Here is a 16,819-nt window from a genome sequence, read left to right as displayed (position 1 = left end):
TCTTATTTAGCAAAACGAAAACTTTCTCGAATGGCATGGAGATGTTGACGCTGAATAGGATCCGCATATATTCGACGGACTAATATTCTCAGCACAATTGCACCTGAACCTATAATTCCACCAAAAATCAAGGAAAGAAAAAGAAAAATTAGCCGCGGCGGCCAAGATTTTCGTTCGGGGACAGCAGCTCGATCAACTACTTGGAATTGTGTAATCGAATTATCTTCGGCAAAGTGAGCAGTCTCATATTGAGTTGCTAGCGCAGTTAAAAGTGCCTCGTGATATTTAACTTCACGGTATTTCCGTAGATACTCAAGGTTGGCTTCCGGCATTTTACCCGTCGGCAAGGCAGCTCCTACCACATTGTTTGCTCCCGATTCCAATTCGCGTTCATGCTCGGTTAGTCGCATGATTTGCGACCTTAGCGTCTTTACTTGAGGGCTGTCTTCTGTATAGCTCGTCAAAAGTGCCGCCAGTTGAACTTGCAAACTTGTTAGTTGGGCTCTTACGCTTGCAATCGCAGTCAACCCAAGCTCTGTTTGAGATGTGATCTGCACAAGACCAGATGCTTCTTGATCTTTCTTTAAATCAATCTCGGCAGAGGTAAGGGCTTCTTTCTCTTCTTCCATCTCCTTTTCAAAAATAATGCGCCGGATCCTCGCTTGCGATTCGGACATTGACTCTTGCTGACTCTGCAAAGCATCAATATAGGCATTCGCAATATCAGCTGCTTTCTTAGCATCTGCATTTCTGACGCGTATATGGACAAGAGTGTCTTCTTTTCCGATGGTGAACTTACTGGCATCCTTCAACTTTGCACGAGCCATAGTGCGGTTCTTTGCATGAAAGATGCGCATAAGATCCGTTCGATCGATTACTTGATCGGCAACACTTCGGCTCTCCAGCAAACCGAGGTACATATCTTCAGGGCTCTTTGCAGAAAACATCGCTGCAAGACTATTTGTCTGCACCATACTTTCGTGAGGAAGCAAGCTAGCCGTAGCTTCAAAAAGCGAAGTCATTGAAAACGTGATTATCAAGCCCAACAAAAAAACAATGATTGCGACAATAAATCCTAGCTTCCACTCCGCTAAAAAAGTAGCCGCGAGCTTGAGCAAGTCAATACTCTCATCATGGACAGGAGGCAATGGATTTTCTGAAACTCTTGCGGTCACTGAGCTACTCATTATTTTAAGAGATTGACTGCTGCGATACCTATACCGAATTGACTTACCACTGTCCCAATATCGATTAGCTGACGCATAATTGAAAGCTTCTGAAGCTGCGGCGGAATCACAATTGTGTCCCCTGGAAAGATCGTAGCCTTCTTGATATTTCCATACTGCTGGCTATAAACCGATCCGTCAGCCCGCAGTACAAATGCATGCTTCATATCTGCCTGCCGGTCAGGGCCGCCTGCTTCGCGAAGATAATCAATCGTACGTTCTCCGCGCCTAAAGATGAAGGCGTTTGCACTATAAACTTCTCCCTCTACGCTAACGGTTGCTGGAACCTTCGGCACTACAAACTGATCGCCGTCCTCAAGGGGTAAATCTGGAACACTGTCAATCCCACGACTATCCGGCTTCAACTGGAGCACAATCCTGCCATTAGGTCGCGCCCGTCTCAATTGGGTAATCGAGGCCTGCGCGGCCGAAGCAGCAGCAGTAGCTGCAGCCGCATCCTGAGCATTAACCGCTGCTGCATTACCAGCGGCAGCCGCCGCCGCCGCTTGTATCTCCAATTGATCTGCGTACTCATTCAATCTTTGCTGCTGAACCCGGCGCGTAGATTCTCTTGTAAACTCCGATGCGTAGAGATAAGCGTCAGGGGTAAAACCGCCAGCACGCCTCAACAACTGTCTCAGGGTCTCTCCGGGTTTCACGCTATATACTCCAGACCCCACGAACTCACCCTCCAGCCGCACAAATCGGGTTTGCTGTGAGATTGGTACCCGAATATCAGCAGTCGAAAAGATGGTTACGACATCGCCAGGAAGCAATTCGAGATTTTGCGATTGATCGCCATCCAAAATAACTTTGCCTAAATTAAATGGCAGGAGCGAGGTCTTTAGAGTCTCCTTATTTTGCCGCTCGATCACGGCGTAGCTCCAATCAATATCCGGAGCACTCAGGACCACGGTTGTTTTGATGGGGAATCGGCCAATACTGCCAGTCAAGGCCGCCCCAACCGAATTTCCTCCAGCGCTCGTATCTGAAGATGCCTGTGCTGTACCCCCTGTCGGCGTTGTGGTTGACGAAGAAGAGGGTTGTCCTCCAGTCGTCTGCGATTGATCTGGAGCAGTACTGGATTGTCCTTGGAAAGCACCATATTGATCAAGGCTGGACTGGTCTTGCACGGCACCATATTGCTCCAGCTCGTTGCCATATTGATCCTGATTCATGCCAGCCTGAGTCTGCGATCCATTCGATTGCTGCAGCCCTGTGCCATTCAAGTTCTGCATAGAACCAGCTTGAGTCGATGATCTGTACGGACTATATGAATTGTATGGATTATATGGCCGTTGTAGCACCCCTCGAGCATCTCGCTCGGGCTCGGGTTCGTAGTTCATGGTCATGTGCCCGAGATCGTTTTCGTGTTGCCAGTAGCTTCGTGTGATCAGTGCATCTTTGTTTGGGATCAGATCACTCACCCGCATTCCGGGATGCCAGGTATACCTTCCAGGATTGGCGACATTCCCGCGCAAAGTCACAGCATCTTTGAAGCGATCGACAATGGCATTGACCGTAACAATGTCGCCGTCCTGCACTTGAAAGGCGCTAGGCTCCGACAGATTCACTTCCATAATGCTGCGCACTGCATGGTCGTAAATGCGTTCCACACGCGCTTTGGAATTCACAGCTATGCTTGTTCGACCGCCAGCCAGCTGAAGAACCTGTTCAATCGTTGTTTCATTCCGCAGTTCATAAATTCCAGGATTGTTAACGCTGCCGACGACCGCAACCTGTTTCCCAGCAGGCGGAATGAAAACGACGTCTCCCGATGCAAGCTGCACGTCATTAGTTTTATCTCCATGCAACAGCACATCGTACAAATCAAAATGAAGGATGGTCTTTCCGCCACGCTTCAATTGAATATCGCGCAGACTTCCTTGAGGCTTCGGCCCTCCCGCATAAAACAGAGCATTCAATAAGGTGCTTAGCGAGCCTACTATATAGCTACCGGGCATATTCGCTTCGCCTACCACGAACACCTGGATCGACCGTAGTTGACCCATATTTACATTCAGATCGAAATTGCGGTAAACCCTTTCGAGCTGTGAACGCAAAAAATCGGTCAAATGATCAAACCGTATTCCAGCAACATGAATCGTACCTGCCCCAGGTAACGCGATCGATCCAGTTCGATCCACGATAAAGGAGCTTTTTAAATTGACTTGACCCCAGATCTGCAAACGCAACTCGTCTCCTGGACCGATCACATAGTCAGGCGTGACAGGTACATCACTAACCGGAGAGAAGGTCGAAGGAAGAGCATTTCGGAAGACTGAGGCTCCAAAGATCGGCAGCGTTCGTCCAGTTGTAGCTGCCACCATCTGTTGAAACTCTGTCAGGGCTGGCTTTTGCCGTAGCCTCAAAAGACGTTGCTGATTTCGAAGTGCTTCCTGTTGAATCCGCTGCGCTTGAGTCAAATTTTGCGTGGTACTGGTATTTGATGGGCTGTTCAGGTCGCCATTATTTGTATTTACCGATGAGCCAGTCGATGTGACAACGGAAGAAGCTGAACCGGTAGAACCAGTGGAAGTATTCAGAGGAAACAATTGCGGCATCAAGTCAGGCGTCTGTCCCTGATCCGTGGATGTCCCTTGTTCCTGCCCAACACCGTACCGTACTCCACTACCTGCAAAGAGAAGAGTAAGAATCAGAAGGCTGACAGGCCAACGGCCAATCTTGATAAGAGGATATTTCACAAATGCTGTTTTCACGCCTGTAAGTCTTTCGCCCTTCTCGTCTTTGCTCATAGGAAACTGAAACACTCTGTCGCAGATCTACAAATCTCACTACAGCTTACCGGACTTTACGCCAATTTGCCGAAAAAGAGGCTGCGACCTGCTCAGGCGCTCCAATGAGCACTTTAACAACATATATAGCTATAGCGATAGACGTGAACCGACACTGGACGGCTTGAAAGACCAAACCGAATATCTTCAGGATCTCTGATTATCGATCAGCGATGGCTATCAGATTAATCTGAGGGAAAGATGATGAGACCTTCTTTAATGCCCAGAGCCCCTTCCATAGACTATGGGCGGGGCTCTGAATATTCAAATACTTAGAACAACAGCCGCAATCCAACCTGGATGTTCCTCGGGTTGCTGGTTGACTTTCCAGTTACCTGTCCGAACTGACCCGAGGTTGGGCTAAGGTTCGGCCCCGACCAGTTTGGATGATTGATGAAGTTGTAGGCATCAGCGTTGAACTCAAAACCGGCTCTTTCATTGATCGGGAACTTCTTCTTCATGGACAAGTTCCAGTTCTGGAAACCGGGCTGGTAGATAGAGTCGCGCACGCCCTTCTGAAGGTTGAAGGTGCCAGCGGTCGGTACCGTGAAGACTGACGAACCATCCGGGTTTGTTGTTGCGAAGTACTGTCCTGTGTGGCCGGGGTAACCAGCAAATTGCTTGAGGATCCTTGGAGTTCCATTCTTTACGTAGAACTGACCTTCCGATCCGCACCCAAAGCTGCCAACCTCTCCGACGCCTGCCGAGTCGTTATTCGTTCCGATTCCACAGGGTGTGCCAGTCTGAAATTGAGTATTGCCGCTCAACTGCCAACCACCAAGCAATTTTCCGGTAAGCGCATTTTGGTTGGGGAAGAACGGTAACGCGTAGAGGTAGTTAATAACCACAACGTGCCGGGTGTCGTACTCTGAAGGACCCCAGAGGTTGCTGGTGTTATAGGTATCGGGAACGATGTCTCGGTAGTTTGAACTGTCATCCATACTCTTGGCAAAGGTATAGCTAAAGCCAGCCATGAGCCCCTTCAAAAACCGCCGGTTCCACGCCACCTGCAGCGAGTTGTAGTTGGACTTGCCGTCGCTCTTCTCCTGCTGAATCGCAGCAAAGCCGCGGTAGGGGCGGAGGTAATTGACGTTTATATGAGGGTTCGCCTGCAAAGCGGCGACAGTCGGCTGATTGATATCAAAGGTTCTCCAATTGTGAAGACCCCGACCTCCGACATAGGCGATTGACAACGTGGAGCTAAAAGGAAGCTCCTGCTGAACCGTCACGTTCCAGTTCCACCTCACCGGCGACTTCAGATGTTTATCCAGTGTGGTGATAGTCAAAGGAGCGGCAACAGTTGCGTTCAAAGCAGCTCCTGGATTATCAACCAATGAAGTCAGGTTGCCTGGGGCGCGAGGCTGCGCAATGGAAAACCCGCTCAACCATCGGAATGTCCCATGCTTTTGAGCACAAGGAAACAGGCTCCACCGAAGCGGAGCCCGTGAGGGTTGCAGCATTTGTTTCAGGTTAGAAGGACGCTCGCAGACTGAACTGGAACTGACGGGCCGCTTCATAGCCGTTTCCGGCTGACTGCCCGCCACCATTCCCGTTTGCGCCACCCTTGGTTGTACTCAGACCAAATTGGCTAGAGGTGTATGTCAGGTTGGGGTTGTCCGGCGTGGGGTGGTTGAGGAAGTTGAACGCCTCAGCACGGAAGGTGAGTGCCGTGTTCTCGTGGCCTGGAATCAGAACCCAGCTCTTATTGAGAGCCGCGTTATAGCTCTGAAAACCAGGGCCTGTGATCACACCACGAGCTCCACGGGCCTGGAACTTGCCCGCGTAGGTTGTGGTCAGCACGCTGTCCGAAGTGACATAGGCTGAAGTATCAAACCACTTCGAAGTACCAGTCTGACCTGCAAACGACTTATTAGTCTTCGTGGCATGCTTCATCCAGACATACTGGGCTCCCGAACCCGGGCCTACACCCGCGTAGTCTGTGCCCGTGGTGACACTCAGAGGACTGCCGGTCTGTGCCTGTAAGGTTCCGGAGACCTGCCAGTGGCCCAAGGTGGCACGGCTGAACATATTCGGAGAGTGGTTGAACTGGTCGATATTGTAAACGAAGTTTGTCACGAACACATGACGGTGATCGAAGTCGCTCGGTCCCCACATAATGTTCCTGTCAAATGTGTTGGGCAGCTTGGTGCCGTTGCTGGAGCCGAAGTCCTCCGACTTGGACCAGGTATAAGCCACACCGAACAGCAACCCCTTCACCAAGCGGCGACGGAGATTAACCTGCAGTGCGTGATATATAGATCCGCCTCCGTTCGTTGCTTGATTGATGGCGTAGAAACCCTGGTAAGGACGCAGCGTATCCGCATACTTCACGCCCAGGTTCTGCGGCTGAAACAACGTTCCGGGTTGAAGCTGGTTGATGTTCAACAGCTCTTCCAGATGCACACCCTTGCGGCCGGCATAAGAGATGGTAAGGATACCCACACTCTTCAGCTCCTGCTCCGCCGTCACATTCCAGTTCCACGACTCGGGGCTGGGATAGTTATAGGCCTGCGAGGAGTACAGCAACGGATAGTTCGCGGAGGTACCGGCGCCGCCCGGATTGTCTACGTTGCCCAGCGCTACGGAAGACGAAGGCTGGAACGGCGTGTTGCCGCCGGTGAAGACGTTGTCCGTAATGCCGAGACGCTGAATGTAGCGGCCACCACCTGCACGAAGCACAGTTCCCGGCCTTACCTGGTAGGTGATGCCGACGCGGGGCTGGAAGTTCGTCTTGATGGTGGGTGAGTACTGACGGTCATATCCGCGGAACAGGAAGGAGTACCCATTCGCCAGAATGTCCGAGCTTACGTGGCCCTTTGCACTCGAGGGGAAGCCGCTGCCTGGGATGACCACGCCGTTCAACAACTGCTCTGGGGTGCCGCTTACGGTTCCATTGATCGGGCTTACGACGGCCGCACTGCCGGCGTTGTAGTCCTTCTGGCTGAAGACCGACTGGTTGCCCCACTTGGCGTAGTACGGATTGTAGAAGCTGTAACGCATGCCGGCTTCGATCACCAGGTTTGGCGTTACGTGCCAGCTATCCTGCGCAAACCCTTCGTAAGCCCAGGCGCGATACAGTGTGTAGGAGCGCTGACCGATCTCACCGTAAGTATCGAACAGACCCAGGGCTGCGTTGGCGACACCCACCTTGGAAGTAGCACCTCCAATGCGTTGATCGGTGAACACGAACTTTCCGTTCTGGTTATTGGTGGAACCGGGCGTGTTCGAAACGGTGATCTGGTCCTTATTGTTTTCACCGGAATACTCAGCGGAGACACCGACCTTCACCGTGTGGTTACCCCATACTTTGGTCAGGTTGTCGGCGAAGGTGAACACAATACCGCCGGACTTCGACGGATACGGTGTGCCGTCCAGCAAGCTGAAGCTGCCCGGAAGCTGAATGGTTGGGTATTTGTTCGGCAGGTCCTTGGTTGCAGCGCCGTACAGGTAGGGATAATTGATGCCGTACTTGGTGCGGTCATACAGACCGCTGGAGGTATCTACACCGATGGTCACGTGGTCGGAGGCAGCGGAGGCAATCGCTTCGTTTACCATCGTTGGGTTGATGTTCCACGAGTAGTGCAGAACGGCAACCTGGTTCGGACGGCTCCACTTCTGCGGCAACAGGTTGAAGTTGCCATTGTGCGGCGACGTCTGGTGGAACGTATAGTTCAGGATGGTCAGACGGATGCGGTGAGCATCGGCTGGAACCCAGTCCACCACAATCGTATCCTTGCGCTGGGTCTGCGGAGCCGGAGCGGTATCGATCCAGTTGTAGCTGGCGGTTGCCGCGTTCGGCACCGGGAAAGCATTCAGCAGGCCAACTCCGTTCGCGCTCAGATCTGATTTCGGGATGATATTGCCAGCATACGGTGTAGTGGTGCCGGGGTGATACACCTGGGTCCCGACAGCATAGCCATACAGACCGGCATTAGAGCCAAGCAACTCGCTGAAGTCACCGTTACGCATGGCGACGGAGGGCACAACACGTGTTACGACGTCACCTACGTTGTACTTCACCCACTCCTGTCCGAAGAGGAAGAAGAGCTTTTCCTTGTTCTTGTTCCAGTGACCCGGGATATAGACGGGGCCATTGATATTCCAACCAAACTGGTTGTAGCGGAACGCCTGGGGGTGCTGTTGAGTCGCGATCGGATTAGATGGAAGTTTGCGATACCACTCATTGGCGTTGAAGAAGTTGTTGCGGAGATACTCGTACGCCGCTCCGTGGAAGTCGGAGGTGCCGCTCTTGGGTACCATGCGAACCTGGCCGCCGTCGGAGCGTCCGTACTCGGCCTGGTAGCTGCCAGTCAGCACCTGTACCTGGCTGGTCGTGTCCACGTCAGCCACACCGACGCTGGTACCGTTGGAACGGGTACGCACCATCGGAGCGCCGTCGAGTGTCAGCAGGCTCTCCTGGCTGCGCGAGCCGCCGATGTTCAGACCGTTGTCCAGGCCAAAGTTGAAGTTTGCCATCGGAGCATTACGCACGACGCCCGGCTCCATCTGGGCCAGGTACATCGGATTACGGCCGTTGAGCTGAATGCTCTTGACCTGCTCCTGGGTTACGAGCTGACCGAGCACAGCGCTCTCCGTCTGCACCGAGTTGGAGTTTGCCTCTACAACGATGCTGCTCGAGGTATTGCCCACCTTCATCGGCGCATCGACGCGCTTGGCGATCGAGGGGTCCACCTGTACGCCGCTGGTCTTGTACGTCTGGAATCCCGCGGCTTCCACCGTCACGGTGTAGGTGCCAGGGCGAACGTTAGGAACAGTGTACTGGCCGCTCTCATTGCTGGTAACCGTGTTCTCGACGCCGGTGCCTTCGTTGCGCAGGATGATCTGCGCATTGGCCACCACAGCGCCGGATGGGTCGGTAACCGTACCCGATACTGCGGAACTGTCAGACTGAGCGATAGCACTGACTGGAGCGAAGGTGATCGCAAGTGGAATTGCCAGTGAGGCTGCAAAAAGCGTCCTCAACACAAGCGTCCTCAAGGGGTAATGTCTCAAAAACATCCATATTACTGCCAAATGAAACAAAAACGGGCGTGAAACAAGACGTGGCGAAGGCGCGTCAAACTTCACAACGCATATTTCCGATGAAGTTGGATTCTCAGTTTTGTAACGGGCTGGATATTTGAATTTATCTGTTAGCATCTCGGACTCCTTCAAAGTTGGGGGGAATCTTTATCTTTAAACTTTTGATTTATTGTTCAACTTTCAACTGAGCGTGATTGCGCTATCACAATGCGAACCAGATTTACGCTATCAAATTTTACCTGTCAACCAAAAAGATGTTATGGCTGAACTATATTGAGACTGAGTATTGTGAATAATGTGTTAGCCCTCTCATAAAACACGGTCAAAAAGGTGCACGTGAGCAAGCTACTACCGAAGAAAAAAGCGACTTTGGAAGACGTGGCACGGGCAGCCGGTGTCGGCCCCATGACCGTCTCCCGCACAATCAACGGCCACCCCTATGTAGCCAACGAAACCGCGAAAAAAGTTCGCGCGGCGATCCGTCAACTGGGATACCGTCCAAACCACGCAGCCCGAATCTTAACCGGCCAACTGTCAAAGGCGATCGGCCTCATCGTTCCAGACCTGGCAGACACCTTTTTCTCTGTCGTCAGCCACGCCGTCCAGGAAGCCGCCCGCGAGGCCGGATATCTGGCATGGCTGGCGGCCTCGAATGGCGATCCATCCATTGAAGAGGCCCAAATCGAGCAGATGACGCACCATCCCGTCGATGGCATCCTGCTTGTCCCGGCCAACAGCCAAAGCAAGTACTTAAAGACCGTTGCCACCGGATCGACGCCGCTTGTCACGATTGACCGCCCCATTGAGGGAGCCGTGACGGACTCAGTCGAGGTCGAAAACCGGGCAGGTGCCCGAATCGCAGTCGAACACCTCATAAGTCACGGCTGCAAAAAGATTACCTGCATGGTGATGAACTCTCACCTGCAGCCCGTCAGGCAGCGAATTGCCGGGTACGAGGAGTGCTTAAGACATGCAAATCTGCCTCGCAGAAAAGTAACGTTATCGGATGAAGCTACCGCACAAAAGGTCTTGTCGGCACTGTTCGATTCTCCCGATCGCCCGGACGCACTGTTCACCGCAAATAACGCCTGCACTATCTGCGTTATTAAGACCCTCAGAACGTTAGGAATTGAGGTCCCCAAGGACGTGCTGCTGGTTGGCTTCGACGATGTCGACTTTTATACGCTGCTCAATCCTCCCGTAACCACGATTCGCCAGCCGGCCGCTGAGCTAGGACGCACCTCCGCACGTCTCCTTCTGCAAAAGATCAGGAGCACGTCTTCTACCTCCAGCGCCAGAACCGTTCTTCCGGTCACCCTGATGGTTCGCGAGTCCTGTGGATGTCACCGAAGCTAATACCAAACTCAAGAATTTCCTACCCCGCTTCACCAACTGGTCGTCTACGAACTGATATGCGAGACTAAAGAGGCACTGCACCACTGGACATCACAGGAGTAGTGCCAAAACCACCCTGCTATCCAACGCAGAAACCGAAGCCTGCCTGGGCTTAGACTTGTTTCCGCGCGTCTGGAACTGGGGCCTGTAGCTCAACGGTTAGAGCAGGGGACTCATAATCCCTTGGTTGGGGGTTCAAATCCCTCCGGGCCCACCATAACGCCTGACAGATCATAGACATCCGCTACCATCATTTCTAAGCAACGAATGATTCCTTTAGTTGGTTACGTTAAGCAGAATTCGTAAATCGCGGAGATTATTACCGGTTGGGCCTATCACAATCGTCGCTCCCATACTCTCCAAAAAGGTATACGAGTCGAATTTCTGTAATGACTTCATCGCCGCATCCCTCACTTCTTCAGACACATCGCAATTCCGCGTCTGCGTCTGGCATCTCAGCATCTGCTCGTCCACGACGCCTCCCGTCGCCGGACTATTGCCATCGATGCCATCCGATCCTGCCGAGAGAACGACCATTGAAGCGTCTGCCTCCTCCAGCAGAGTTGCCGCATAGAGGCTGAAGTGCTGGTTACGCCCGCCAATCCCGGATGAATCTAGCTTGGCCGAGACATTCGCGCTGGGCAGCTTTACCGTTACCTCTCCGGAAGAGATCAGACAGACACGCGGATAAATACTCCTTAGGCTGCGAACGCGATCGATCAGATACTCTGCCGCCTTGCGATAGTCCCAATCGTCGCAAGTGTTATCGATAGCTACGTGAAATCCCAGCTCTTCCGCTCGTTTCCGCGCAGCTTCGGCTAGATGGTCTGAGGTCAGCAGGGTGATTGTCCTTGCAGTAAAGCTTCCAGGCTTTGGAGTCTCTGGAAGATCCGGGCGCTCAAAAAATCGCCGCACGGATGGAGAAAACCGGTTTTGCAGCTCATACCGAGCCAAAATCTCGCGGCACTGCTCGACGGTCGAGGTATCAGGAAGAGTTGGGCCTGAGGCGAGAGCGTCCAGATGTTCGGGCGGAACATCTGAGATCAGCATCGAAAGACTTGCAATTCCTCGCGCTGCCAAAGCGAGCCGTCCTCCCTTTACTGCCGAAAAATGCTTACGAATGCAATTGATCTCAGCGATGGACGCGCCGCTGTGAACAAGCTCGCGGTAGAAGTTCCTTAGATCCTCCAGTGAGATAGATGGATCGAGAGGAAGCTCCATCATGGCAGAAGCGCCGCCGCTGATGAGGAAGACAACCAGGGTCTCAGTGGCGGCAGTTTGATCCTCCTGCAAATCCCCCAGCATATCGAATGCCGCCTGTGCTCCGGCCAAGGAAGCTTCATTCGGCAGCGGATGACCGCCCTGAAAGAACTGGAAGCCCGGCGGTATAGCTGATGGCTGTTCGGCAGCGATCAGCACGCCGGACACATCATGCTGGCCACACGGCTCCAGGCATCTCAGCAACGCAGACAGCATGGCCCCTGCAGCCTTACCGGCAGCGACAACTCGAATATGTTTTAGAGAAATGAGCTCAATTGGTTCGATCCCATGAATCACCAGCCGGGGAGAGCCCTTTTCATTGCTGACATGAATAGCCCTCGTAAAAGCACTCTCAATGCTGCAGTCCGCAAGCGATTGCCGGAAGATCTCCTGGGCGTTATCTCGCAACCTTGAGTTCGTCACGTTAGAAAAGCTCCCTCGAAGCTGATAAGAACAGCTGCCGGACACCAGATAAGCTCTCAGAGATATCCCGACAAACCCTGAACTATCCTAAAGACCAAACGCTCTGCGGGCTGCCGCCAATGTCATGGCAATCTCCGCCTCGTCATGAGCAGTGGAGAGAAATGCCGCTTCAAATTGCGAGGGCGGCAGCCAGATTCCCTGCTCCATCATGGCTCGGTGAAAACGGCCAAAGGCTTCGGTGTCGGAGGTTGCCGCGCTGGCGAAGTCGGTGACGGGGTTCGGCGTGAAGAACCAGGTGAACATCGAGCCTACCCGATTTACGGTGAGCGAGATCCCGGCTTCGTGTGAGATGGCGGCGACGCCTTCGGCGATGGCGGCTGTGGTTTTTTCGAGCAATGGGTAGATCGAATCTTTCTTTGCGATCAGCTGCTGCAAAGTGGCAATTCCGGCTGCCATTGCCAGCGGATTTCCGCTGAGGGTTCCGGCCTGATAGACCGGGCCGAGGGGTGCGAGATAGTTCATGATGTCGGCGCGGCCGCCGAAGGCTCCGCAGGGGAGGCCGCCGCCGATGATCTTGCCCAGGGTGGTGAGGTCGGGCGTAATGTTGTAAAGCTGCTGCGCTCCGCCGAGTGAGAGGCGGAAGCCTGTCATCACCTCGTCGAGAATGAGCAGCGCGCCGTATTTGCTGGTCAGCGCTCGCAGGCCTTCGAGGTAGCCCGGTGCCGGGGCGATGGTTCCGGCGTTGCCGACGACCGGCTCCACGATGACGCAGGCGATGGCATCGGGATATGCAGCAAACGCGGTTTCGACCGCAGCCAGATTATTGAAAGGCAGCGCCAACGTATGCTGTACCGTCTCTGCCGGGACGCCTGCGGAGCCGGGAATGCCGAGCGTCGCTACCCCGGAGCCGGCCTTGACCAACATGGCGTCGGAGTGGCCGTGGTAGCAGCCTTCGAACTTGATGATGAAGTTACGCCTGGTAAATCCTCTTGCCAGCCGTATGGCGGACATGCAGGCCTCGGTGCCGGAACTGACAAAGCGCAGCTTTTCGACTGAGGGGAAGCACTGCGTGACCAGCTCGGCCAGATCGGCCTCCGCCGCTGTGGACGCGCCGAAGCTGGCCCCGCGGGCTGCTGCCTGCTGGATGGCTTCGACCGCCGGCGGAAAGGCGTGGCCGAGGATCATCGGGCCCCAGGAGCCGAAGAAGTCCAGGTAGCGGTTGCCGTCGGCGTCGAAGAGATAAGCGCCTTCGGCACGAGTGACGAAGGGAGGTTCGCCGCCTACGGCGCGAAAGGCGCGGACGGGCGAATCGACGCCGCCGGGGAGAAGTTTTTCTGCTCGTTGCTGCAACTGGCGGGATTTGGCGTGAGAAAGGGGCATCTGCTTCAGTATAAAAGCCAAATCGGAGGAGGAAATAAAGGCCGTTTACGGGGACTTATCCTCATCCTGCTAGACTGAAACTCTTCTTATTCAAGCGATAATATTCATGGAGCATGACTTTGCAGGATGAGACTTTCCCTATGCACGCCACAAAACTAACGGATGCAACCGCGCCGAACCAGCGCTCAGCGGACCAGGCAAACGAAATTTCTGCCTCAGCCGCAACAGACAACAAGCGAGGCACGACCTCAAAGAAATCCGCCAAAGGGACAGACGTCGCAGGCAAGCGCATCTCGACGGCGAAGAAGAGCGTCAGCTATGCCGATGCGGGTGTCGACATCACCAGCGCCGAGCGCAGCAAGCAGCGCATCAAGATGCTGGCGCGCAAGACCTTCAACCGGCAGGTGCTCAGCGAGATTGGTGGCTTCGGCGGCCTGTTCGCACTCGATCTGGCAAAGTACCCCAATCCGGTGTTGGTATCGAGTGCCGATGGCGTGGGCACCAAGCTCAAGGTTGCCTTTGAACTGGGCATTCACCACACGGTAGGGCAGGACCTTGTCAATCACTGCGTGAATGACATTGCTGTGCAGGGCGCGACGCCGCTTTTCTTCCTCGACTACCTCGCCACCGGAAAGCTCGACAACGCCATTATCGAGACCGTGGTACAAGGCATCAGCGAGGCGTGCCGCGCCAATGGCTGCGCCCTGATCGGCGGCGAGACGGCACAGATGCCAGGCTTCTATGCCGACGGCGAGTACGATCTGGCAGGAACGATTATCGGCGCGGTGAACCGCGACAAGATCATTACCGGCGACACGATTCAAGTGGGAGACGTGCTGGTGGGACTGCCGTCCAATGGACTGCATACTAATGGCTATTCGCTGGCGCGCAAGCTGCTGTTTGAAGTGGCAAAGTACGCGCCCGACCACTATGTCAACGAATTGAAGGACAAGGCAGGAGCGGCGCTGATGCGCACTCATCGCAGCTATCTTGCGATCATCAAGAAGCTGACGGGAGCCGAGGTTGTTAGCGGCATGGCCCACATCACCGGCGGCGGCATTACAGAGAATCTGCCACGCATTCTGCCGAAGGGGATGGGCGCTGTCGTCGATCTGGCTTCGTGGCAGGTGCCACCGCTGTTCGAGCATTTGCAGGCGCTGGGCAATGTCGATCAGGACGAGATGCTGCGCACGTTCAACATGGGCATTGGCCTGATTGCCGTGATTCCGGCGGAGAAGATCAAGAAGGCGAAGGCGATTCTGAACCGCGCCAACGAGCGTCATGTCATCATCGGGCGCGTCGTTCGCGGCGAACGTAAGGTCAGCTACAACTAGGGTTGAGTACAGCGCAGGCACAGGGAGCGGCATCCAACGTTATAGGTGTAGTTGCCTTGCATTGTCCGTTACGCAGCGCAACCAGATAAAAGGGGCTTGGAGTGAAGCGGCTTGGAATCTTGCTATCCGGACGTGGGTCGAACTTTCTCGCGATTGCAAAGGCCATCAACGACCATCGCCTGTTGGGTGCGAAGATCGCCGTGGTGCTCTCGAACCGCGAAGATGCAGGTGGGCTGGATGCGGCGCGTGAACTGAAGATTCCGGCGTTTTGCGTTCCTTCAGCCGGGCGCAAAAGGGCCGAGCATGATGCAGAGATGGTGGCGCGGCTGCATCAGCACAAGGTCGATCTAGTCTGTTTGGCAGGCTACATGCGCGTGCTGACAGTGGACTTCGTGCGCGCCTTTCCTGACCGTATCTTGAATATTCACCCGTCGCTTCTGCCTGCGTTTCCGGGGCTCGATGCGCAGGGACAGGCGCTGGAGTACGGCGCGAAGGTCGCGGGCTGCACCGTGCACTTCGTCGACGAGGCGGTGGATCACGGTGTCATCATTCTGCAAAAGACCGTGCCCGTCAAAGACGAGGACACTGTCGAGACGTTGTCGGCGCGGGTGCTCCAGCAGGAACATGCTGCGTATCCTGAGGCAATTGCGCGCGTGCTCAGCGGCGAATACGCCATCAGCGAGCGGCGTTACCTTCATCGCAACAAATAGGGCTGCCGGTTACGCTTGTTGGCCCTGCTGAGTCTGCTGGTCTTTTGCGTCGCTTAGGGTGACCTTGACATCCATGCGCTTCTGACCACGGAAGATTGTCAGCGTGACGACATCTCCGGCGTGATGGCTATTCATTGCGGCGGAGAGATCCTGCGCGTTGGCGATGTCCTGCCCATCCATACCTACAATCAGATCGCCGCCGATCATTACCGGGATGTTGCCCATATAGGCGCGCTGATTGCCTCCGCGAAGTCCTGCACGTGCTGCCGCACCACCGGGCAAGACGTGGTCGATGAGGATGCCGTAGTCCGCAGGCAGGCCAAGTTGCTGAGCGATATCGGGACCGATGGGCAAGGTCACGATGTCAAGCGAAGGACGGCGTACATAGCCGTATTTCTCAAAATCGCTGAGCACCGCCTTTGCCGTATCGATGGGAATGGCAAAGCCGACACCGGAGCTTTGATCCGCGCCGTTGCTTGCGATCATGGTGGTGATTCCAATGACCTCGCCGCGTGAGTTCAGCAGCGGACCGCCTGAGTTGCCGGGATTGACGGAAGCGTCGGTCTGAATGGCGTCCTCAATCGGATTCTGCTCCGGCCCGCGAATGGAGCGGATAGCGGAGATGATTCCCCGCGTCATCGTTCCTTGAAGGCCAAACGGGTTGCCGATGGCATAGACGCGCTGCCCGACGACCAATCCCTGCGAAGAGGCGAGCGTTGCCGGGACCAAATTGGGTGCATTGTCGATCTTCAGCAAAGCCAGATCGTGCCCTTTGTCGACTGCGAGGACTTTGGCCTTGTAGGTGTGCTTGTTTGAGAGCTTCACCTCGACTCGCTGAGGATTCAGGCTGATGACGTGGTAGTTGGTGATGATCAGGCCGTCTTTGTTGAGGACGAAGCCTGAACCCTGGCCCTGTTGTGGGACTGCACCGTAGAAGAAGTCGAAGGCGACCGCGGTGGAAGTAATGTTGACGACGGACGGCAGGGCTTTTTTGTAGACGGCGATGTTCTGCTGCTCTTCACTATCGAAGGCCGGAGCTGCGGCAGCCTCCGTCAACTCGAGCGTCCCCATGGGTCCTCGCACCGTGGACGGGCTCACGTCGGGCGCAGTCGCTCTGGTGAAGACGTGGTGCACCCACGGCGCGAAGGTCCCGGAGGGCGCAAGGTGCGTCGTCAGGTAGTAGAAGCCGGAGAGCAACAAAATGACCAGAAGAACGGGACGCAGTTTCATCATGGAGACCCTTGAATCCTTAA

Annotated in this window: 10 protein-coding genes and 1 tRNA gene; 4 read left to right on the top strand and 7 right to left on the bottom strand. The window is 54.6% G+C overall.

Annotated elements, in window-relative coordinates:
- Positions 1 to 2: 2 nt before the first annotated feature.
- From IEW09_RS17330 to IEW09_RS17315, 4 genes are all read right to left on the bottom strand, one after another.
- A complete protein-coding gene (locus IEW09_RS17330; protein WP_188555515.1) occupies positions 3 to 1,175 on the bottom strand; it encodes a GumC family protein in 1,173 nt (390 codons plus the stop codon).
- Positions 1,176 to 1,186: 11 nt separating this feature from the next.
- Positions 1,187 to 3,982, bottom strand: a complete 2,796-nt coding sequence (locus IEW09_RS17325; protein WP_188555514.1) for an SLBB domain-containing protein — start codon at positions 3,980 to 3,982, stop codon at positions 1,187 to 1,189.
- 311 nt (positions 3,983 to 4,293) lie between these two features.
- Positions 4,294 to 5,481 carry an outer membrane beta-barrel protein gene (locus tag IEW09_RS17320; RefSeq protein ID WP_444542334.1) on the bottom strand — a complete coding sequence of 396 codons (1,188 nt, stop codon included), beginning with the start codon at positions 5,479 to 5,481 and terminating at the stop codon, positions 4,294 to 4,296.
- A gap of 10 nt (positions 5,482 to 5,491) precedes the next feature.
- The gene (locus IEW09_RS17315; protein ID WP_229739412.1) at positions 5,492 to 9,007 is read right to left on the bottom strand and encodes an outer membrane beta-barrel protein; all 3,516 of its coding nucleotides are present in this window, start codon (positions 9,005 to 9,007) and stop codon (positions 5,492 to 5,494) included.
- A gap of 393 nt (positions 9,008 to 9,400) precedes the next feature.
- Between IEW09_RS17315 and IEW09_RS17310 the strand changes: the two genes are divergently transcribed.
- The gene (locus IEW09_RS17310) at positions 9,401 to 10,420 is read left to right on the top strand and encodes a LacI family DNA-binding transcriptional regulator (protein ID WP_188555511.1); all 1,020 of its coding nucleotides are present in this window, start codon (positions 9,401 to 9,403) and stop codon (positions 10,418 to 10,420) included.
- A gap of 180 nt (positions 10,421 to 10,600) precedes the next feature.
- Positions 10,601 to 10,676: transfer RNA gene (locus tag IEW09_RS17305), tRNA-Ile, on the top strand.
- 59 nt (positions 10,677 to 10,735) lie between these two features.
- Here IEW09_RS17305 and IEW09_RS17300 read toward each other — a convergent pair.
- Both IEW09_RS17300 and hemL read right to left on the bottom strand, forming a co-directional pair.
- The gene (locus tag IEW09_RS17300; RefSeq protein WP_188555510.1) at positions 10,736 to 12,142 is read right to left on the bottom strand and encodes a glycerate kinase type-2 family protein; all 1,407 of its coding nucleotides are present in this window, start codon (positions 12,140 to 12,142) and stop codon (positions 10,736 to 10,738) included.
- Between the two features lie 87 nt (positions 12,143 to 12,229).
- Positions 12,230 to 13,522, bottom strand: a complete 1,293-nt coding sequence (gene hemL / locus IEW09_RS17295) for a glutamate-1-semialdehyde 2,1-aminomutase (protein ID WP_188555509.1) — start codon at positions 13,520 to 13,522, stop codon at positions 12,230 to 12,232.
- Positions 13,523 to 13,662: 140 nt separating this feature from the next.
- Between hemL and purM the strand changes: the two genes are divergently transcribed.
- The gene (purM, locus tag IEW09_RS17290; RefSeq protein WP_188555508.1) at positions 13,663 to 14,856 is read left to right on the top strand and encodes a phosphoribosylformylglycinamidine cyclo-ligase; all 1,194 of its coding nucleotides are present in this window, start codon (positions 13,663 to 13,665) and stop codon (positions 14,854 to 14,856) included.
- A gap of 101 nt (positions 14,857 to 14,957) precedes the next feature.
- Entirely contained in the window at positions 14,958 to 15,566 is a 609-nt protein-coding gene (gene purN, locus IEW09_RS17285) for a phosphoribosylglycinamide formyltransferase (RefSeq protein ID WP_188555507.1), read from the top strand.
- A gap of 9 nt (positions 15,567 to 15,575) precedes the next feature.
- Here the strand turns inward: purN and IEW09_RS17280 are convergent, their stop codons facing one another.
- Entirely contained in the window at positions 15,576 to 16,796 is a 1,221-nt protein-coding gene (locus IEW09_RS17280; RefSeq protein ID WP_188555676.1) for a S1C family serine protease, read from the bottom strand.
- Positions 16,797 to 16,819 lie beyond the last annotated feature (23 nt).

Source organism: Edaphobacter dinghuensis (genome assembly GCF_014640335.1).
GTDB classification, from domain to species: Bacteria; Acidobacteriota; Terriglobia; order Terriglobales; family Acidobacteriaceae; genus Edaphobacter; species Edaphobacter dinghuensis.
Note: the sequence above shows the minus strand (reverse complement) of the source record. Positions and strands in the feature narration are given on the sequence as shown.

Coding starts and splice junctions, on each gene's coding strand:
- IEW09_RS17320 (WP_444542334.1), bottom strand. CDS start 5,481: ATGCTGCAACCCTCACGGGCTCCGCTTCGGTGGAGCCTGTTTCCTTGT.
- purM (WP_188555508.1), top strand. CDS start 13,663: ATGCACGCCACAAAACTAACGGATGCAACCGCGCCGAACCAGCGCTCA.
- IEW09_RS17325 (WP_188555514.1), bottom strand. CDS start 3,982: ATGAGCAAAGACGAGAAGGGCGAAAGACTTACAGGCGTGAAAACAGCA.
- IEW09_RS17280 (WP_188555676.1), bottom strand. CDS start 16,796: ATGAAACTGCGTCCCGTTCTTCTGGTCATTTTGTTGCTCTCCGGCTTC.
- hemL (WP_188555509.1), bottom strand. CDS start 13,522: ATGCCCCTTTCTCACGCCAAATCCCGCCAGTTGCAGCAACGAGCAGAA.